At 47.0% G+C, this 18578-nt stretch carries 18 protein-coding genes; 11 read left to right on the forward strand and 7 right to left on the reverse strand.

The window, feature by feature from the left end; translation table 11 throughout:
• Positions 1 to 312: 312 nt before the first annotated feature.
• From ACN0RF_RS05720 to ACN0RF_RS05740, 5 genes are all read left to right on the forward strand, one after another.
• A complete protein-coding gene (locus tag ACN0RF_RS05720) occupies positions 313 to 2712 on the forward strand; it encodes a TonB-dependent receptor plug domain-containing protein (RefSeq protein WP_417438329.1) in 2400 nt (799 codons plus the stop codon).
• Between the two features lie 172 nt (positions 2713 to 2884).
• Positions 2885 to 3202: a hypothetical protein gene (locus tag ACN0RF_RS05725; protein WP_417438330.1), complete on the forward strand. Its 318-nt coding sequence runs from the start codon at positions 2885 to 2887 to the stop codon at positions 3200 to 3202.
• Between the two features lie 46 nt (positions 3203 to 3248).
• Positions 3249 to 3662 (forward strand): copper chaperone PCu(A)C, encoded by a 414-nt coding sequence (locus tag ACN0RF_RS05730; protein WP_417438331.1) that lies wholly within the window; start codon positions 3249 to 3251, stop codon positions 3660 to 3662.
• A gap of 27 nt (positions 3663 to 3689) precedes the next feature.
• A complete protein-coding gene (locus tag ACN0RF_RS05735) occupies positions 3690 to 4379 on the forward strand; it encodes a TIGR04219 family outer membrane beta-barrel protein (protein WP_417438332.1) in 690 nt (229 codons plus the stop codon).
• Positions 4380 to 4475: 96 nt separating this feature from the next.
• Positions 4476 to 6689 carry an EAL domain-containing protein gene (locus ACN0RF_RS05740; RefSeq protein ID WP_417438333.1) on the forward strand — a complete coding sequence of 738 codons (2214 nt, stop codon included), beginning with the start codon at positions 4476 to 4478 and terminating at the stop codon, positions 6687 to 6689.
• Here ACN0RF_RS05740 and ACN0RF_RS05745 read toward each other — a convergent pair.
• From ACN0RF_RS05745 to ACN0RF_RS05765, 5 genes are all read right to left on the reverse strand, one after another.
• Positions 6686 to 7159 carry a DUF3299 domain-containing protein gene (locus ACN0RF_RS05745; protein ID WP_011235493.1) on the reverse strand — a complete coding sequence of 158 codons (474 nt, stop codon included), beginning with the start codon at positions 7157 to 7159 and terminating at the stop codon, positions 6686 to 6688. The genes ACN0RF_RS05740 and ACN0RF_RS05745 overlap by 4 nt on opposite strands.
• Positions 7156 to 8433, reverse strand: coding sequence for an ABC transporter permease (locus ACN0RF_RS05750; protein ID WP_417438334.1), 1278 nt, complete (start codon positions 8431 to 8433; stop codon positions 7156 to 7158). The genes ACN0RF_RS05745 and ACN0RF_RS05750 overlap by 4 nt, the downstream gene beginning before the upstream one ends.
• Positions 8430 to 9125 (reverse strand): ABC transporter ATP-binding protein, encoded by a 696-nt coding sequence (locus tag ACN0RF_RS05755; protein ID WP_417438335.1) that lies wholly within the window; start codon positions 9123 to 9125, stop codon positions 8430 to 8432. The genes ACN0RF_RS05750 and ACN0RF_RS05755 overlap by 4 nt, the downstream gene beginning before the upstream one ends.
• Positions 9126 to 9149: 24 nt before the next feature.
• The gene (gene ppa / locus ACN0RF_RS05760) at positions 9150 to 9680 is read right to left on the reverse strand and encodes an inorganic diphosphatase (protein ID WP_011235490.1); all 531 of its coding nucleotides are present in this window, start codon (positions 9678 to 9680) and stop codon (positions 9150 to 9152) included.
• A gap of 96 nt (positions 9681 to 9776) precedes the next feature.
• On the reverse strand, positions 9777 to 10760 hold the full coding sequence (locus tag ACN0RF_RS05765; RefSeq protein WP_011235489.1) for a class 1 fructose-bisphosphatase: 984 nt from the start codon (positions 10758 to 10760) through the stop codon (positions 9777 to 9779).
• A gap of 150 nt (positions 10761 to 10910) precedes the next feature.
• Between ACN0RF_RS05765 and mpl the strand changes: the two genes are divergently transcribed.
• Genes mpl through panP form a run of 6 tightly spaced genes read left to right on the forward strand, consistent with a single transcriptional unit; the run spans position 10911 to position 16930 of the window.
• Entirely contained in the window at positions 10911 to 12248 is a 1338-nt protein-coding gene (gene mpl, locus ACN0RF_RS05770) for a UDP-N-acetylmuramate:L-alanyl-gamma-D-glutamyl-meso-diaminopimelate ligase (RefSeq protein ID WP_417438336.1), read from the forward strand.
• 23 nt (positions 12249 to 12271) lie between these two features.
• On the forward strand, positions 12272 to 12892 hold the full coding sequence (locus ACN0RF_RS05775) for a flavin prenyltransferase UbiX (RefSeq protein WP_034822004.1): 621 nt from the start codon (positions 12272 to 12274) through the stop codon (positions 12890 to 12892).
• Between the two features lie 8 nt (positions 12893 to 12900).
• A complete protein-coding gene (locus ACN0RF_RS05780; RefSeq protein ID WP_417438337.1) occupies positions 12901 to 13830 on the forward strand; it encodes an ABC transporter ATP-binding protein in 930 nt (309 codons plus the stop codon).
• A complete protein-coding gene (locus ACN0RF_RS05785) occupies positions 13827 to 14606 on the forward strand; it encodes an ABC transporter permease (RefSeq protein ID WP_011235485.1) in 780 nt (259 codons plus the stop codon). The genes ACN0RF_RS05780 and ACN0RF_RS05785 overlap by 4 nt, the downstream gene beginning before the upstream one ends.
• The gene (gene trmB / locus ACN0RF_RS05790) at positions 14606 to 15280 is read left to right on the forward strand and encodes a tRNA (guanine(46)-N(7))-methyltransferase TrmB (protein ID WP_417438338.1); all 675 of its coding nucleotides are present in this window, start codon (positions 14606 to 14608) and stop codon (positions 15278 to 15280) included. The genes ACN0RF_RS05785 and trmB overlap by 1 nt, the downstream gene beginning before the upstream one ends.
• Positions 15281 to 16930 (forward strand): pyridoxal-dependent aspartate 1-decarboxylase PanP, encoded by a 1650-nt coding sequence (gene panP / locus ACN0RF_RS05795; protein WP_417438339.1) that lies wholly within the window; start codon positions 15281 to 15283, stop codon positions 16928 to 16930. It begins immediately after the preceding gene.
• Here the strand turns inward: panP and panC are convergent.
• Entirely contained in the window at positions 16923 to 17768 is an 846-nt protein-coding gene (panC, locus tag ACN0RF_RS05800) for a pantoate--beta-alanine ligase (RefSeq protein WP_417438340.1), read from the reverse strand. The genes panP and panC overlap by 8 nt on opposite strands.
• Positions 17765 to 18565 (reverse strand): 3-methyl-2-oxobutanoate hydroxymethyltransferase, encoded by an 801-nt coding sequence (gene panB / locus ACN0RF_RS05805; protein ID WP_417438341.1) that lies wholly within the window; start codon positions 18563 to 18565, stop codon positions 17765 to 17767. The genes panC and panB overlap by 4 nt, the downstream gene beginning before the upstream one ends.
• Positions 18566 to 18578 lie beyond the last annotated feature (13 nt).

Consider the following 18578-nt stretch of genomic DNA (forward strand, 5'->3'; position numbering starts at 1 on the left):
AACTCAGAAGTGAAACACACCAGCGCCGATGGTAGTGTGGGGTCTCCCCATGCGAGAGTAGGTCACCGCCAGACTACTAATAAAACAGCCCTTCGCTTATGCGAGGGGCTTTTTTTATGTCTGTCCGGTAGCCTGACGTTCACGTCAGGTGAGATACTCTCATAATATCCCCCAGTATAATCCCCAATCACCCCACCTGATGCAATAGCATCAGGCTACTATAACATTTGCTTATACCTAATTGCTTTCCAGACTGAACCAAACTGTCAATTTACTGCTATATTCACTGTAATAATTATAAGGGAGAGCAGTATGAAACGTTTCAATGCTATTACGCTTGCTTTGGCGAGCTCATTTTTCATTACGCCAGTTGCGTCAGCGCAACAAGATTCTGCGCAAGACGTAGAAGAAGTGATTCAGGTTGTAGGTTCCAGACTTTCAATGAGAACGGCAACCGACGGTGCAGCACCAGTGGACATCATCAGTGGCGCTGACTTAGCCGCTACAGGTATTACTGAAACGGCTAAAGCGCTTCAGTACGCGGTACCTAGCTTTAATTTTCCATCATCATCGGTTACAGACGGCACAGACGCAGTTCGTCCGGCTTCTTTAAGAGGTCTGTCTCCAGATCACACATTAGTACTCATTAATGGTAAAAGACGTCACAAGTCGGCCTTAGTTCATTTAAGCGGAACAACAGGAAGAGGCAGCTCGAACGTTGATTTGAATGCTATTCCTATGGCGGCTATAAAACGTATTGAAGTCTTGCGGGACGGCGCTGCGGCTTTATACGGTTCAGATGCTATCGCCGGTGTTATCAATATCGTTTTGAAAGATAACGACAGTGGCGGTAACGCGAGTATTCAAGGTGGCCAAACCTATAAAGGTGATGGCGAGCAATGGAAACTGTCTGCCAGCTCCGGTTTTGCTATTGGGAACGATGGTGCACTAACCCTGTCTGGCGAGTTGCATCATAAAAACAGAACCAATCGCGCCGGGCTCGATCCGCGCCAACAGTATCCAGAACTACCAAATGGTGATCCTGATCCAAGAGAAGAGACTTTTGACCGGCAGAGTTTCCACGTTGGTGACGCGGAGTACGAAAATGCTTCATTGTTTGCGAACATGGACATCGCTATAGGTGAAGGTAATTTCTACGCGTTTGGTGGTATCAGCGATCGAACTTCTGAATCGGGTGCGTTTTACCGTCGGGCAATTCAAAGTAATACGCTAACGGAACTGTATCCGGACGGATTTTTACCTATTTTAGCCCCTGACGTTAATGATCACTCAATTTATGCTGGCTATGAATGGCTAGTTGGCGAGTGGACATTAGATTTTAGCGGTGGCTACGGCTTTAGTAAGTTTCAGTATAACGTTGAGAACTCATTAAACGCGTCTTTAGGTCCGGAGCTTACACCGACTTCATTTGATGCAGGTACGCTGGAGAATAGTGAATCCAATGTTACCTTAGACGCCCAACGCTTTATTCCATTCGCGAATAACTCGGAAATTTCTCTGGCTATGGGTATCAGCTACCGGGAAAATTCTTATGAAGTTATTGCGGGTGAAGAAGCATCCTACATTAACGGCGGCTATGAAGATCGACCCGGTGGCAGTCAGGGCTTCACTGGATTTACTCCTGACTCAGAGGTAGATGAGTCGCGCGATAATGTAGGGGTTTATGTCGAAGCGGAAAACCAACTTACAACTGACTTTATGTGGGGCGCTGCCGTCCGATATGAAGATTACTCAGACTTCGGAAATAACACCAGTTGGAAGCTTTCTGGTCGCTATGATTTAACCGACAGAGTTGCGATACGTGGTGCCATTAATACTGGCTTCAGAGCACCTAGCGTACAACAATTGTACTTTAGCAATATCTCTACCCTGTTTGTTGATCGAGGCAACGGGTTAGAGCCTGAACAGTCAGGAACCTTTAATAATATTAGTCCGGTAACTCAGGCTCTGGGCATTGGTGCTCTGCAACCCGAAGAGTCTGAAAGCGTCAGCCTGGGTATGGTCTGGAACGGTTATGACGGTTTGGCAGTTACCATTGACGCGTTTCAAATCGAAATTGAGGATCGAGTAATTTTATCCGGCGATGTTGCTCCTGGTGACTCTCCGGCTGTTGAAGAAGCACTTGCCGGTACAGCGGCGGAAAACGCGCGGTTTTTCCTCAATGCTGTTGATACGACAACCAAAGGGCTGGATATTGTAGCCAGTAAAACTTTCGGTATCGGTGACTACGGCGACCTTAAAGCGCAGTTGGCTTATGGTTATAATACTACGGACATTGACTCTATTAACCTGCCGCAATTATTAGATGGGCTGGACGATGTTCTGTTTGATAGTGATGAGCAGATACGTATGACGCGCTCCACACCTGATCATTCAGGGTCAATTGGTTTAACCCATACTAAAGGTAAATGGACCAGTAATGTCCAGTTTAGTTATTTTGGTAACTATGCCATTGGTTACAGCAGCGGAACCGAAACCTACGGTCCTAACTGGATAACAGACGTAACGGTTAATTATCAGTGGAACGATGCTCTGGCTGTTAGAGTGGGCGCGCAGAACCTGTTCAACGAGTATCCTGACGAACGCTCTGAAGGGAATCAGTTTAATGGTATCTTTAAATACCCATTAACCAACTCGCCTATCGGTTTCAATGGTGGCTATTTCTACTCGGAAGTTGAATATAAATTCTAATTTCCTCCGAGAGCTAATATTAGTAAAAACCGCCAATTATTGGCGGTTTTTTTATTTCAGGTTAAGGTTTGAAATTTTAACCAATTGAAAAATATAAGGTAAATAGTTGGCACGGTAGTTGTAGCTATAAAGACTAAGTATAGTTAAATTGCTCACTATTGGAGTTATTATCATGTCGAATCGTAGCTTTGGCTGGTTATTAGTTTTATCTGTTATTGGTTTATTCTTTTTCGCTGAAGAGATATTTTCAGTTTTCGGAATGGCTCTTGGTTCGGTGATTGAGTTAACGGTTACTTTATTGATCAGCTTATTTTTTGTTGGCTTAGTATTTTTTGTGGTGGTCACGGTATTCGGTAGCGTGCTTCTGGGCGCTGGGGCCGCATTTATCGCCCTAATATTAAGTGGAATCGGCTTTTTCTGGCCGCTGATTCTCTGCGTCCTGGTTCTTTACTTTATATTTCGCAAACCAAAGGTTTCTAGAACGGGTTAATCACGTGTAATATAAAGCCTGAATTAAATCCAATAAGGCTTAGGCAATGTTTAAAACACTAGTTGCTGTATTGAGTTTGTTACCCGTTATAGTCGCCGCCGAGACATTAAAAGTTGATGATGCATGGGCTCGTGCGACTATTCCGGGAACCGAAAATGGCGCGGCTTATGCCACACTTGAAAACCTGAAAGATACCCCTGTCGAAATTACCCACATTAGCTCAGACGTCAGTAAAGTAGCTGAAGTCCATCGACACACAATGTCTGGCGGTGTAATGAAAATGGAAGAGGTTAAATCTCTGTCTATTGCTCCGGGGGAAACAATTAAGTTTCAACCAGGAGGATATCATTTTATGTTATTTGGCTTGAAATCTCCGCTTGAAGCCGAAGAAAGCTTTTCCCTGACCTTACATTTTGAGTCAGGCTCCAAACAAACCATTCAATTTCTAGTGAAGAAATAAAGAATTCGACATCTAATAGGAAGAGTTATGTATAAAAAAACATTAGTGTTAGCCGTTGCGTTAGCGGTTGCTCCTGCCAGCGCTTTAGCTGATACAGTTTTTGGTGTTTATGCCGGCGGACAATTCTGGGATGCTGATACTGAAGGCGAGTATGCTTTTGCTTCTAATTTAATAGAACCTAATTTCGACAATGAAAACCAAAGCAGTTACTACATTGCATTGGAGCATCCGGTCCCATTCGTTCCAAATATTAAAGTACGGGAAAATAGTTTAGAAGTTACCAGCGACTACGGGAAAAATGACTTTAGCCATAGAGATTACATTTTTTACTACGAAATTTTCGATAATGATTTAGTCTCATTTGATATTGGCGTCAATGCTATGGATTTTGATGGCAGTTTGTGGGTACTCGGTAGCGATACTATTGGTCGTCAGGATTTTTCCGTTGTTGTGCCTACAGCTTATGTTGCAGCGCGAGTGGGAATACCGGCTACCGACTGGACTTTCTTTGCTGATGCCAGTGCACTTAGCGCGAAAGACAGTAAAGTTCAGGACGCGCAAATTGGCATCGAATATCGTTTAGTTGATAACTTAGCTGTCGATGTAAGCCTTAATGCAGGCTATCGGCATTCAGTGATAGAGCTTGATGATGTCGATAATATTTACTCAGATGTGACCTTTAAAGGCCCATTTGTTGGAGTCGAAGTTCACTTCTAATCGATTAATTAGACTAATCAAAGCTTGCAGGTCGTTCAGCATATAAGCTAAATTGTTATATGTTTGTAACTTCTTATAGATGGATGGCCTCAACGCATGGTCAGCAGTCAAGATGAACCGCTGTTTCTTCACGACGACGATGAAGTAGCTCCGACAGAATATAGTAAAGGCTTTTGGAAAATTCTGATTGTCGATGATGATCAGGAAATTCATGCAGTCACTAAAATGGCGCTTGCTGATGTTATTATCAGTGGTCGTCAGTTGGAGTTCTTCCATGCCTACAGTGGTAGTGAAGCTCTTGATCGACTGACTGAACATGATGACATTGCCATGGTATTGCTTGATGTTGTCATGGAAACCGACGATGCCGGTTTAAAAGTGGCTCAGGCTATCAGAGAGCAATTGGGTAATGACGAAATTCGGATTGTGCTGCGAACAGGACAACCGGGTTATGCTCCCGAAGAGAGTGTCGTAAAAAATTATGATATTAACGACTACAAGACGAAAACAGAACTCACAAGAAGCCGCCTTTTAACCACAGTCTTTTCAGCTGTTCGCTCGTATCAGCAACTCTGCACCATTAACGAAAACCGCCGTGGTTTACGCAAAATTATTCACTCGGCTTCCAACTTAATGGAAAAACATTCCATTGTTAACTTTTCTGAAGGTGTAGTCACACAAATTGCTTCTTTGCTTGGTTTGCGTGCCGAAGGGATTGTCGGTGCCAGAGCGCCTCATAAAGACAATGATATTCTGGTACTCGGAGCCGCCGGACATTTCGCTGATAGCATAAATAAGAGTTTATCCACTCTCAACTCAGACGAGATAGAGAAAAATGTCAGAAAGTGCCTGAATGAACAACGCCATATTCATACAGACACGGCTACGGTTTTCTTTATTGACGGACAGGCACATCAGGCGGCGGCCTACATAGAAACAAAAAACGCTGTCGCTGAGTATGACCAGGAGTTGCTGGAAGTCTTTTTAGCCAATATTGCGGTCGGCTTCGAGAATGCGAATTTATTCGAAGAACTGCGGACTGCAGCGTATCTTGATCCTTTAACTGGCATCCCGAATCGGGCAGAGTTTACACGGTGTCTTCAAGTTCTGTCTGAAAAACCGGACAAAGACAAAATGATCGCTGTCATCGACATAGACCACTTCTCTGATGTTAACGATGGATTGGGTCAGGATGTCGGAAATTTATTGTTGCGTGCTGTGGCGCTTCGTCTGACAGACCAACTTGGAGATAAAGTCTTTGTTTCGCGGATTTCTGCCGACGTATTCGGCGTTTACGGTCCTGCGAATATTGTCACACCTAATGCTTTCAGTGAGCTTTTTGCCTTACCTTTTAGAGCCGGGGAACATTACATACCATTGCGGGTAACTTGTGGCTTTGCCTCAGCCACAAACCCTGAGAGTGTTAATGGCAAAGGGTTGCTGAAGCAAGTTTATATCGCTCTAAAAAATGCGAAAAATAACTCCTTTGACCGTTATAACTATTATGAGCCGTCGATGGAACAAGACACTCAACGACGGCTTCATTTGGTTCGTAGGTTGCGCGCCGATTTTGCCAATAGAAAACTGCAGGTTTGGTATCAGCCGCAAGTTGAGCTGAAAACAAAAAAAGTTGTAGGTGTAGAAGCACTTCTGCGCTGGCCTCAAAGCGACGGTTCTTTTATTTCTCCTGCAGAGTTCATTCCTTTGGCTGAATACTCCGGGCTGATTGTAGAAATAGGCTCCTGGGTTATTGAAGAAGCCTGTCGTCAAATTAATGCCTTTGATGAAATTGGTCTTCCCCAGCTTCGGGTGGCGGTAAATGTTTCAGTACCACAATTTCGAAAGCGTGACTTTCCTGAGCTGGTAGAAAAGCAAATAGAACAATGGGGAATCGATCCGACGCGAATTGAGCTGGAAATTACAGAAAGTATTGTGATGGAAGACCCTGATCTGGTTGCTGACATTTTAAGGCGTTTGAAGCAGCAAGGAATTCAGGTGGCAATTGATGATTTTGGTGTCGGCTTTTCATCACTCAGTTACTTACAAAAGCTGCCCTTAGATCGAATTAAAATAGACAAAACCTTCGTGAATAATTCAGATGAGAAGAGCGGCAAGATCATCATAGAGACTATTGTCGACATGGCTCGTCGTTTAGGTTTAAAAGTGCTGGCTGAAGGTATCGAGGAGCAGTCGCAACTGGACTACTTTTTAGGGTTGGACTGCACCGAGGGGCAAGGTTTTTTCTTTGCTAAACCAATGCCCGCTGACCAGTTAATTTGCTTGTTACAAAAGCAAATGAGTTATTCTTAGTTATAGACTTCTACGCTATCGGCTTTCATCTGATAGCCTACAACCGCAAGGTCACCTTCTTTGCGTTCTACCTTAATGGTGCCTTCTATCCAAACAGCATCATAAGTGTTTTCGTAGGGAACACCTTCCGGGTATTCAACGTGAATAATTTGGTTTGGCGGTGGTGGCGGAACGTGGATGCACGCACCAAAATAAGGAACCAGTAAAAATTCAGTGACGTTATCAGCGTTCCCTTCCAGTTGCACAACGTAGCCAGGAATCCGCACTTTTTTGCCGTCCAGAGATTCAACTACAGGCGCGTCCAGGCTAACCTGCTTGTCTTCGTCCGGATTGGCATCATAATATGACTGAGGCTTGACCGGAGGCGGAGTAAATCCTTCAGGGATGAGATCCTTCCAGCCAATTTTTTCAGCAGCCGCGAATGCGGGAAGGGTTAGCATTAAGAGTGCAACCGCAAATAACTTCTTCATATTTTCACCGTAAGTCCGTCTGCAAGAGATTGGCGATACGCACGCCATGCGGGAATTAAACTTAACATAAAGCCTGCACCAATCACGAGTACTATGCGCCACCACTCACTAATGCTGGGCCATGAGCTGGTGAAGATTAACCCTGTCTGCGACTGGATAACGCCGGCCAACGACCATTGCAGGCCATATAGCAAGAGTAAGCCAGAGAAAGCGCCGACCACGGTCAGTAGCAGTGCTTCACTGAGTAACAAGCCGAATATGGTTCCGGGACCTGCGCCTACGGCTCTTAAGACCGCCATTTCGCGACGTCGTTCTCGTAAACTGGCAAGCATAATGGTCAGCATACCCAGTAGACCAATCAGCACCACCATAGCTGAGATGGCGGTTAACGCCTGCTCGAACACTCTTAAGGTTTTCCATAATTCCTGCAGTGTCATCCCCGGCAGCAGGGCAGTTAAGGGCTCTTTTTTATAGGTGTTGATTTGACGTTGTAAGCGCAAAGCCAGAGGCTTGGCCTTTAAGCCAAGTAATGCGGCACTGATGCTTTCAGCCGGGGCTTCGCCATGATGCTCGTGCTCGTCGGCATGAGCATCGTTATGTTCGTGTTCATGGTTGTGGTTATGTTCTTCGTCGTGCCCGGCCCCACCGCTGTGAATCATCTCGAGGCTGTGCAAGGTTACCAGCACCGCTTGATCAACCGGGGTTCCTGTCCGCTGCAGAACACCAGTAACCGTCAATGGGTGCTCATCGTGTTCGCTAAAGCTAATGCCGCCACTGCCGTGGGCAATAATGATATCGTCACCAATGGCTTTTGACAGCTTCTCTGCCGCATCAGCTCCTAATACAACGTCTTCATTTGAGGCAAAAGGCTGGCCTTGTGAAAACTCTAAAGGTTGCTTATCAGCATATTTAAAATGCTCGAAATACGCATTGGTTGTCGCTACAACTGGCAACCCCTGGACACTGTCACCCAGCGAAATTGGCACGGCCCAACTGACTTCAGGACGGCTACTAATATCGGCAAAGCTTTCCCAGCTCATGTTGTTGGTCATGCTGCCAATATGAAAGACAGAAGACAGCAATAACTGAGTCTGTCCGGTTCTGGCGCCAATAATTAAGTCAGTACCAGAAACCGTATTGGCAAAATGACTTTGTACCTGGTCACGGACACGCTCCACTGCCAGTAATAGGGTGACACTGACAGCAATCGCTATAACAGTTAAAAGCACACTCGCGCGTCGGTTCAGTAAGCTTTTCAGGGCAAGGCGGATCATGATTTAGCCCCCGCCTGATTAAGTTCGTTAAGCTCGACGTGTTTATCAAAATAAGAAGACAAAGCGGCGTCATGAGTCACAAAAATAACCGTGGTGTTATTTTGGCTACTGAGCTCAAGTAATAATTGGATAAAGGTATCCCGGTGCTCAGCATCCAGCGCCGAGGTTGGTTCATCCGCTATCAGCAGTTTAGGTGCTCCCAGTAAGGCTCTGGCAGCTGCTACTCGTTGTTGCTGACCAACGCTGAGGGTATGAGCCTGTTGCTGAATTTGTTCTGAGGATAGACCCAAGCGTTTGAGCATTTCCAGCGCAGTCGCTTCTGCCGATGTTCCCTTCTCTGCCAAACGTTGTCGGCGTTTTTTCGAGAACTGACAGGCGAGTAAGGCGTTGTCTAAGGCGGATAAATAGGGCAGTAAATTAAATTGTTGAAATATATAGCCAATATTGTCGGCACGATAACGGTCTCGTTGCCTGCCGGACAGACTGGAGAATGCAGTATCAAACAGGTCTAACCGACCCTGTTCCGGTGTATTAATGCCGGCCAACAGCGATAGCAGTGTTGATTTACCACTACCGCTGGGGCCTCGAAGTAGCACCGTTTCACCTTGTTGTACCTGCCAGGCAGGAATATCCAGGGTTGGTTTTTGTCCCGCCCAGGAAAAACTTAGTTTTTCTATATTGACGGCATTCATGACGGCACTACTCCGGATACAGAATTAAGACTTTTTCGCACGCTCAAAAGAAGACACAATTTCTTCTTTTGCTGCAGCGGCATCACCCCAACCGTCAACTTTAACCCACTTACCTTTTTCCAGCTCTTTGTAACGCTCGAAGAAGTGAGTGATTTGTGCTTTTAACAACTCAGGCAGGTCATCAACGTCATTGATGTGATCGTACTCTTTAGTCAGCTTACTGACCGGAACCGCGATAACTTTCGCGTCTTCACCTGACTCGTCAGTCATTTTTAACACGCCAACCGGGCGGCATTTAATAACAGAACCAGCTTGCAGCGGGTACGGAGTCGGGACAAGTACGTCTACCGGGTCACCATCTAAAGACAGCGTCTGGTTAACAAAACCGTAGTTGGCCGGATAGAACATAGCGGTTGCCATAAAACGGTCAACCCACAATGTACCGGTGTCTTTATCAACTTCGTATTTAATCGGATCGGCGTTTGCCGGAATCTCGATAATGACGTTAACTTCTTCTGGCATGTTCGCGCCAGCCGTTACGTTTCCTAAGCTCATAGTACTTCCTGCTGTAGTAATAAAATAATAAAAGGTACTGCGCGATTATAGCGGCTCGGGCTACTCACGCAATAGCCGCGCACTATCGACATCAGTCTAATAAGGTTTTGGATGTTGCTTATGGTAATCCATACACACATCTACCTCATTGGCAGATCCCATAACCACCGAGACGCGCTGGTGAATATGCTCGGGTACAATTTCCATTAAACGGCTGTAACCGTCAGTGGCTTTCCCGCCGGCTTTTTCCACCAGCATAGCCATAGGCGCAGCTTCGTATAAAAGACGCAGCTTAAAGGGTTTTTCCGGCTTACGAGCATCCCAGGGGTAAGTGAATAAACCACCACGCGAAATAACCCGGTGCACATCAGAGACCATCGCGGCATTCCAGCGCATATTAAAGTTCTTGCCGCGCGGACCTTCTTCGCCTTCCAGCAAGTCGCTAATGTAAGCGCGGATTGGGTCAGCCCAGTGACGACGGTTCGACATATTAATGGCAAACTCTTTGGTATCTTTCGGGATTTCCGCTTTCTCGTGGGTCAATAAGAATTCACCAACGGTCTGATCCAGAGTGTAAATTCGCACCGCTTTACCGGTTGTCATAACCAGCATAGTTGCAGGACCATACAAGACATAACCGGCAGCAACCTGAGCTTTACCAGGTTGCAGGAACATGTTCTCGCTGGTCTCTTCGCCTTCAGGCTTACGCAGAATAGAGAAAATAGTACCCACACCACCGTTTATGTCGATGTTAGAGCTTCCGTCCAGTGGGTCAAATGCTACCAGGTAATGGCCTGAATTCGGGCTCTCAACAATGGAATCTTCTTCTTCAGAAGCAACAGCATGGACGTTAGGTGACTCAAGCAACAGAGTTTTTAACAGCTGATTGGCGACAACATCGAGCTTCTTTTGCGTTTCGCCCTGAATGTTTTCGTCCAGAGTTGAGCCTAATACACCGGCTAATGCGCCCTGATGCAGACGGAAAGAAATTTCCTTGGCCGCAATTTGAATGGTGTTAATAACAGAGATAAGCGACTCACTGGTTTGATCCGCTCTCAGTGTTGGTAATAAACGTTTCATGAAAGTTCCTGCAGCTCTGGTTATTGGGTGCTAACAAATGTTTGTTCAGAGAGCGCAAATGATACCTTATTTTTTGGTAAAAATCCTGCTTGTCAGTGAGTACGGTGGTACACTTTCGGTATTTTTAAAGCGAACGGATTTAGAGAGCACATGCACATTCATATTGTTGGGATTTGCGGAACTTTTATGGGAGGCGTGGCCGCCATTGCGCAGCAACTTGGTCATCGGGTAACCGGGTCTGATGCTAAGGTCTATCCGCCCATGAGCACGCAATTGGAAAACCTCGGTATTGAATTGATGCATGGCTACTCGCATAACAATTTAAAGCCACGCCCCGACATAGTGATTATCGGTAACGCGTTAAGCCGAGGTAACGACGAAGTTGAAGCTGTTTTACGGGAACGTATTCCCTATGTGTCCGGCGCGCAATGGCTGCACGACAACGTATTAACCCAGCGCTGGGTATTGGCGGTTGCCGGAACTCACGGCAAAACCACCACCGCGAGTATGCTGGCCTGGATCTTAGAGGACAACGGATTCGACCCCGGTTTTATGATTGGTGGCGTACCGGGGAACTTTCCGGTCAGTGCACGTTTAACCGATTCGAACTTCTTTGTGATTGAAGCCGATGAGTACGATACGGCGTTTTTTGATAAACGATCCAAGTTTGTTCATTATGCACCAGATACGTTAATTCTGAATAATCTGGAATTTGATCATGCAGACATCTTCCCTGATTTAGCAGCTATCCAACGACAGTTTGCGCATTTGCTGCGGGTTGTTCCCGACACCGGTCAGGTGATTCTACCCGCGGGCGATAAAGCACTGGATGAAGTTCTGGAGCAAGGCTGCTGGAGCCCAGTGGTGCGTATGGGTGAGCAGGGCGACTGGCAGACAAAATTGCTTAAAACTGACGGTACGGAGTTCGAAGTGCATTATCAGGGCAAGTGTATTGCGCAGGTTAGCTGGAACGTATTGGGTACTCATAACGTTAATAATGCCATGATGGCCATTATCGCCGCAGCCCATGTTGGCATAAAAGCTGAGCAGAGTGCGCAGGCGTTAAACCGTTTTAGAAGTCCCAAACGACGTATGGAGTTACTGGGCGAGCACCGCGGCGTAAAAGTCTTTGATGATTTTGCTCACCACCCAAGCGCGATTAAGACAACCGTATCCGGTTTGCGGCAGCATCAGCCTGACAGTCGCATTATTGCGGTACTTGAACCGCGCTCAAATACCATGAAAATGGGCGTCCACAGCGATACCTTGGTTCAGTCATTAGAAGACGCAGACAATGTATTCGTATTGCAGCCCGAAGGGCTACAATGGCAATTGGCCGAAAAAATGCCCAAGGCGCATGTGTTTGAGTCGACCGACGACTTGCTGGCAGGGTTGCTAGCCGAAGTCAGAGCCGGAGACGCCGTACTTATTATGAGTAATGGCAGCTTTGATGGTTTGCACCAGCGCTTTCTTAAAGCCTTGCAATAACTGGATGACACAGGAACCGTTCAATGAAAACCGACAATAGAATTACTGTTGCGATAACCGGTGCCTCGGGTGCCCCTTACGCGCTGCGTTTGTTACAATGTTTGCTTGATCAGGATCAACAGGTGCTGTTGCTCATTTCCAGTGCTGCCCGGGTCGTATTGGCAACGGAGCAGGGCATGCAAATTCCGGCAGCTCCTGACAAAGCAGCGGCAATGCTGTGTGAACACTTTTCGGTTGGTGCTGAGCAACTCAAAGTTTACGGCAAAGAAGAATGGTTTTCGCCGGTGGCTTCAGGTTCAGCGGCGCCCGCGAAAATGGTGGTGTGCCCTTGTTCAACCAGTACCTTGTCGTCAATTGCGCATGGCAGTAGTAATACGTTGATCGAGCGCGCCGCCGATGTCGTACTGAAGGAGCGCGGACAATTAATTTTAGTTCCGAGGGAGTCTCCGCTTTCGACAATCCATTTACAAAACATGCTGCAACTCAGTCAGCAGGGCGTAACGATAATGCCGGCAGCGCCGGGCTTCTATCATCAACCAGAAAGTATTGATGATTTAATCGATTTTATGGTGGCCAGAATGCTGGATCATCTTGGCCTTGAGCAGCGTTTAGTCAGTCGCTGGGGCTATGGAAAGGAGTCATAAAGAGGTCTATGAAAGCTTTAGAAATTACAGGCTTACGCAAAACATACCGTGGTGGTTTTGAAGCCTTAAAAGGTATTGATTTAGAGGTTGAAGAAGGTGATTTCTATGCACTGCTTGGCCCTAATGGAGCCGGGAAGTCGACCACTATCGGAATTATTTCATCGCTGGTAAATAAAACCTCGGGTCAGGTGAAGGTTTTTGGTTACGACTTAGACACGCAGCTCACCGATTTAAAACGCCAGATTGGTTTGGTGCCGCAGGAATTTAACTTCAATCAGTTTGAAACGGTTCAGCAAATTGTCGTGAATCAGGCGGGTTACTATGGTGTTCCTCGCTCGCTGGCTAAGGAACGTTCTGAAAAATACCTGAAACAGTTGGGGTTATGGGATAAGCGCAATGAACCGGCCCGCTCTTTGTCTGGAGGCATGAAACGCCGCTTGATGATAGCCCGCGCATTACTGCATGAACCTAACTTACTGATTCTGGATGAGCCAACGGCAGGTGTTGATATCGAACTGCGCCGCTCCATGTGGGACTACCTGACTAAGATTAATCAGCAGGGCATTACCATTATTCTGACTACCCACTATCTGGAAGAAGCCGAAATGCTGTGCCGTAATATCGGTATTATTGATAGTGGCCGAATTATAGAAAACACGTCAATGAAGCGCTTGCTGGCGCAGCTAAGCCGGGAAACCTTTGTCTTAGATTTAGAGCCGGGCCATAACGGCGCAGAAATAGAGAACTTTAATCACCGTTGGACAGATGAGCAGACACTGGAAGTGGAAGTTGATAAAAATGCCGGGCTGAACGCCGTGTTCGAGCAGCTTTCTGCCCAAAAAGTAAAAGTATTGTCAATGCGTAATAAAGCCAACCGTTTAGAGGAATTGTTTGTGTCTATGGTCGAGCAGGGGCGTCAGCAGGAGGAAGCCAAATGAGCCATTCCGCAGCTAATTTTATTGCGTTAAAAACCATCTGGATAAAAGAGTGCACCCGCTTTCTTCGTATTTGGATACAAACTCTGGTGCCGCCGGCTATTACCATGACGCTGTACTTCGTCATTTTCGGTAGCATTGTGGGCGAACGAATTGGTGAAATGAGTGGCGTCGGCTACATGGAGTTCATTGTTCCGGGCCTTATTATGATGTCCGTTATTACTAACTCCTATTCTAATGTCGCGTCGTCTTTTTTTAGTGCTAAGTTTCAGCGCAATATCGAAGAGATGCTGGTGTCCCCTGTTCCTACCGCAGTTATTATTGCCGGTTATGTCGGTGGCGGTATGGCCAGAGCGTTGATCGTCGCGGTTATTGTCACTTGTGTGTCTTTTTTCTTTGTAGAAGACATCCAAATTGCTCATATTGGTTATGTCATATTAACCGTCATTTTAACCTCCACACTTTTCTGTCTGGGCGGGTTAATTAATGCCGTTTACGGCAAAACCTTTGACGATATTTCTATCGTACCGACATTCGTACTGACGCCGCTAACCTACTTAGGCGGTGTGTTTTACTCGGTCAGTCTGTTGCCGGAATTCTGGCAGAAAGTATCTATGGCAAACCCGGTATTGTACATGGTTAATGGCTTTCGTTATGGTTTCTTAGGCCAGTCAGACGTGAGTATAGGTCTTGCCATAGCGGTTCTGGTGGGCTTCAATGTGCTGTTCTTTGCGGCGGCTTACTATATTCTCGATAAAGGCATAGGAATCCGCTCCTGATGCAGCAGGCAAGACCGGTTACAACTAACCAGAATGGACCGCATGAAGACACTGAAGCAGCAGTCCGTCGCCATTTAGAAAGTGAGTTTTTGAAACCTATTCAGGAGCACAACCAGCAGGCGTTTGACGAAATCAACGCGCAGGTTGAAAGCTGGGGTGGGCCGATTATTCTAGATTCCTGCTGCGGCGTGGGTGAAAGTACTGCAAAACTGGCAGAAATTCATTCCGATGCTATGGTTATCGGCGTTGATAAGTCGGCGCATCGGGTCGACCGTCACAGCCATTATCAGACCAGCGAGAATGGTCAGCGGTACTGGGTGGTAAGAGCCGACCTGAATGATTTCTGGCGGTTGGCGAACAGAGCCGGATGGCAGCCCCGGCAGCATTGCATTTTTTACCCTAATCCCTGGCCTAAATCGGCTCATTTAGCACGCCGCTGGCATGGTAGTCCGGTATGGAAAGATGTGGTTGCGCTTGGCGGTGAATTGCATATGCGTTCTAATTGGAGCCTATACTTGTTAGAAGTGGCGCAGGCACTTAAGGTGAGCGGGCATTATGCCGATATCTCGCTGCTGTCCGATGACGTTGAGCCAATAACGCCTTTTGAGCGCAAATATAAGAACAGCGGTCAGGCTTTATGGCAACTGCACGCGAATTTATCTAAGGAGTCTTGATTGAGCCCTAAAACAGAAATAGCGGAAGTGAACCAGGAGTCGTTGTATCGCATTTTTACGATACCCGAGGCTCCGGACTCAACGCTGGGTAAAATCGAAAAGCATCTTTCAGAAAACCTGATGGGTTTTTTGGGTGAACATATTGTTGCCCGCGAAAAGCCGTTGCAGGAAATTGAGCGTGACTTTGATAAGTCACAGATACCTGAAGAGCCAGCTTTTGTTTCCGACCATACCGAATTTTTGTTGGATAAGCTGGTCGCTCATTCGGTGCATACGGCGTCGCCGCGTTTTATAGGTCATATGACATCAGCTCTACCATATTTCCTGCTGCCTTTGGCTAAGCTCATGGTAGGTCTGAATCAGAACCTGGTAAAAATTGAGACCTCTAAAGCTTTTACGCCGCTTGAACGTAACGTTATTGGCATGATGCATCATCTGGTGTATCAGCAGGACGCGCCTTTTTATAATCGCTGGATGCACAGCGCTCAGCACTCGCTGGGGGCTTTTTGCTCGGGCGGAACCATAGCCAACATGACGGCTTTGTGGGTAGCGCGCAACCGCTTGTTGCAGGCAGATGGTGATTTCGCGGGCATTTCAGCCGATGGGCTGGCTGCGGGTCTTCAGCATTATGGCTACTCGAAGTTAACCGTCGTGGTGTCAGAGCGTGGGCACTATTCATTAAGTAAAGCCGCGGACGTACTTGGTATTGGTCGCCGAAATTTAGTGTCGGTGGCAACGGACAGTGATAACCGTATTCGTATTGATGAATTACGAAAAACCTGCGAAAAAATTGCAAAAGAAGGCGGGAAAGTGCTCGCGCTGGTTGGTGTCGCGGGTACAACAGAAACTGGGCACATTGATCCGCTTGACGAAATGGCAACTGTTGCAGAAGAAGTGGATGCTCACTTTCATGTGGACGCCGCCTGGGGTGGCGCGACGTTATTGTCTGAACAGCACCGTCCGCTACTGGCCGGTATTGAACGAGCCGACAGTGTCACCATTGACGCGCATAAGCAAATGTACGTCCCTATGGGCGCGGGACTGGTGTTATTTAAAAGCCCGTCATTGGTTAAGTCTATAGAATATCATGCCGAGTATATTATTCGTCAGGGCTCAAAAGATTTAGGTTCGCATACCATGGAAGGTTCACGCGCGGGCATGGCTATGATGCTGTTTTCGGCTATGCACGTTATTGGTCGCCGTGGTTATGAGCTGCTGATTAATAACAGTATTGATAAAGCGCGTTATTTCTCTAAGCTGATCAGCGAGCAGGATGATTTTGAAGTTATTACCGAGCCGGAGCTTTGTCTTTTAACTTATCGGTTTGTGCCGAAGAAAGTGAAAGCGGTTCTGGATAAAGCAACACCTGAACAGCTGGCGCGTCTGACTCCACATTTAAACGCACTGACGCGATATATTCAGAAGCGTCAGCGGGAGACTGGACAGTCATTTGTATCCCGGACTAAGTTAACACCGGCCCAATACCATCATGAGCCCACGGTGGTTTTTCGTGTGGTTCTGGCTAACCCATTAACAACCGACGACATGCTGCAGGAAGTTTTATGCGAACAGCGTAAAATTGCGGCAAAAGCGACCAGTTTACGTGGCGCTCTGCACACTGAAATGCGCGAACTGGGTATGCTTATTTAGTTGCCGCGTTGGTAACCCGTAAGTTATCAATTAAGCGCGTTTTGCCCATAAAAGCGGCTGCCAGAACGACCCATTCGTGGTCTTCAGGCGTCGCTTCCTGCAAATCTGCTGCGTTACGAATACTGAAATAATCCGGCACAAACCCCGCCTGGGTCAGCTTTTCTTTTGCTGCAGCTTCCAGCTCACCAAAGTCGGTGTTTACACTCAGTTTAGCTTTGGTTTCTTCCAGAGTTTTATAAAGCGCCGCCGCTTGCTGCTTTTGCTCTGTGGATAAGTAACCGTTACGCGAGCTCATGGCAAGACCACTGGTTTCACGCTGTGTGGCTGTTCCCAGAACCTCTACTGGCAGGCTTAGGTCTTGTACCATTAAGCGAATAACCTGAAGCTGTTGATAATCTTTTTCGCCAAATACAGCCAGCTGTGGCTGCACCATATTAAATAGTTTACAGACAATAGTGGCGACGCCGGTGAAATGCCCCGGGCGACTGGCTCCGCAAAGAATGTCACTGATGCCGGGTACTTCAATACGAGTCTGTTTGTCGAGACCGCGCGGGTAGACATCAGTTACCTGAGGGGTAAATACCGCAGAAACACCTAAAGCGTCCAGCGCCTGGCAGTCGGCCTCCAGCGTGCGTGGGTAACTGTCGAGATCCTCGTTTGCACCGAATTGCATCGGGTTGACAAAAATACTGACAACCACGTTGTCGCATCGTTCTAACGCTGTTTTAACCAGCTGCAGGTGACCATCGTGCAGGTTGCCCATAGTCGGTACTAAAGCTACTTCAGACTGCTGCTGACGCCATCTGCGAAGTTCAGCAAGTGATTTTAAAATTCTCATTTGTAGCTGTGCTCTGCTGTCGGGAACTCACCTGAACGCACTTGCTCGGAGTATAAACGGAATGCATCAGCAAGCGAGCCGCCCTGAGCTAAAAAGTCTTTGGCAAATTTGGGCAAATAGTCACTGTTCATGCCGAGCATATCGTGCATAACTAAAATTTGTCCGTTCGTGTCTGCGCCTGCGCCAATACCAATAGTAGGAATAGATACCTGCTCGGTAATACGTTTACCCAGAGAAGCGGGTACGCATTCCAGAACAAGTAATTGCGCGCCGGCCTGTTCGAGAGCCAAAGCCTGGTTCAGTGTGTCGTCGGCCTGTTGCTGCTCTTTGCCTTGTACTTTATAACCACCAAGAACATTAACCGATTGCGGCAGTAAACCAAGGTGAGCGCAAACCGGAATGCCCCGGGTTTTCAAGCCTTCAATGGTTTCAACCAGCCAGTGACCACCTTCCAGTTTGACCATGTTGGCACCGGCCTGCATTAAAGCTGCCGCCACATCATAGGCTTGCTCGGGTGTGCTGTAAGTCATAAATGGCATGTCTGCTATAACAAAGGCATTGCTGGCACCACGACGCACACACTGAGTGTGGTAAATCATATCATCGACGGTTACCGGCACAGTTGAGTCGCGTCCCTGCACAACATTACCCAGTGAATCGCCCACCAGAATAAAGTCGACGCCTTGCTCGGTCATGAGTTTAGCAAAACTTGAATCATAGGCGGTGAGGGAACTGATTTTGGTTCCTTCCCGTTTCATTTTTTGTAACGTTGCAATGCTGGTTTTGGTTGTTGCCATGACGCACCTTCAG

Source organism: Idiomarina sp. (genome assembly GCF_048260185.1).
Classification (GTDB): Bacteria; Pseudomonadota; Gammaproteobacteria; order Enterobacterales; family Alteromonadaceae; genus Idiomarina.

What these genes read in the sequence shown, in the direction of transcription:
- panB (WP_417438341.1), bottom strand. Translation starts at nt 18,565, where the DNA reads ATGGCAACAACCAAAACCAGCATTGCAACGTTACAAAAAATGAAACGG.
- ACN0RF_RS05720 (WP_417438329.1), top strand. Translation starts at nt 313, where the DNA reads ATGAAACGTTTCAATGCTATTACGCTTGCTTTGGCGAGCTCATTTTTC.
- panC (WP_417438340.1), bottom strand. Translation starts at nt 17,768, where the DNA reads ATGAGAATTTTAAAATCACTTGCTGAACTTCGCAGATGGCGTCAGCAG.
- ACN0RF_RS05765 (WP_011235489.1), bottom strand. Translation starts at nt 10,760, where the DNA reads ATGAAACGTTTATTACCAACACTGAGAGCGGATCAAACCAGTGAGTCG.
- ACN0RF_RS05745 (WP_011235493.1), bottom strand. Translation starts at nt 7,159, where the DNA reads ATGAAGAAGTTATTTGCGGTTGCACTCTTAATGCTAACCCTTCCCGCA.
- ACN0RF_RS05775 (WP_034822004.1), top strand. Translation starts at nt 12,272, where the DNA reads ATGAAAACCGACAATAGAATTACTGTTGCGATAACCGGTGCCTCGGGT.
- ACN0RF_RS05735 (WP_417438332.1), top strand. Translation starts at nt 3,690, where the DNA reads ATGTATAAAAAAACATTAGTGTTAGCCGTTGCGTTAGCGGTTGCTCCT.
- ACN0RF_RS05750 (WP_417438334.1), bottom strand. Translation starts at nt 8,433, where the DNA reads ATGATCCGCCTTGCCCTGAAAAGCTTACTGAACCGACGCGCGAGTGTG.
- ACN0RF_RS05785 (WP_011235485.1), top strand. Translation starts at nt 13,827, where the DNA reads ATGAGCCATTCCGCAGCTAATTTTATTGCGTTAAAAACCATCTGGATA.
- ACN0RF_RS05780 (WP_417438337.1), top strand. Translation starts at nt 12,901, where the DNA reads ATGAAAGCTTTAGAAATTACAGGCTTACGCAAAACATACCGTGGTGGT.
- ACN0RF_RS05725 (WP_417438330.1), top strand. Translation starts at nt 2,885, where the DNA reads ATGTCGAATCGTAGCTTTGGCTGGTTATTAGTTTTATCTGTTATTGGT.
- ACN0RF_RS05740 (WP_417438333.1), top strand. Translation starts at nt 4,476, where the DNA reads ATGGTCAGCAGTCAAGATGAACCGCTGTTTCTTCACGACGACGATGAA.
- mpl (WP_417438336.1), top strand. Translation starts at nt 10,911, where the DNA reads ATGCACATTCATATTGTTGGGATTTGCGGAACTTTTATGGGAGGCGTG.
- ppa (WP_011235490.1), bottom strand. Translation starts at nt 9,680, where the DNA reads ATGAGCTTAGGAAACGTAACGGCTGGCGCGAACATGCCAGAAGAAGTT.
- ACN0RF_RS05730 (WP_417438331.1), top strand. Translation starts at nt 3,249, where the DNA reads ATGTTTAAAACACTAGTTGCTGTATTGAGTTTGTTACCCGTTATAGTC.
- trmB (WP_417438338.1), top strand. Translation starts at nt 14,606, where the DNA reads ATGCAGCAGGCAAGACCGGTTACAACTAACCAGAATGGACCGCATGAA.
- ACN0RF_RS05755 (WP_417438335.1), bottom strand. Translation starts at nt 9,125, where the DNA reads ATGAATGCCGTCAATATAGAAAAACTAAGTTTTTCCTGGGCGGGACAA.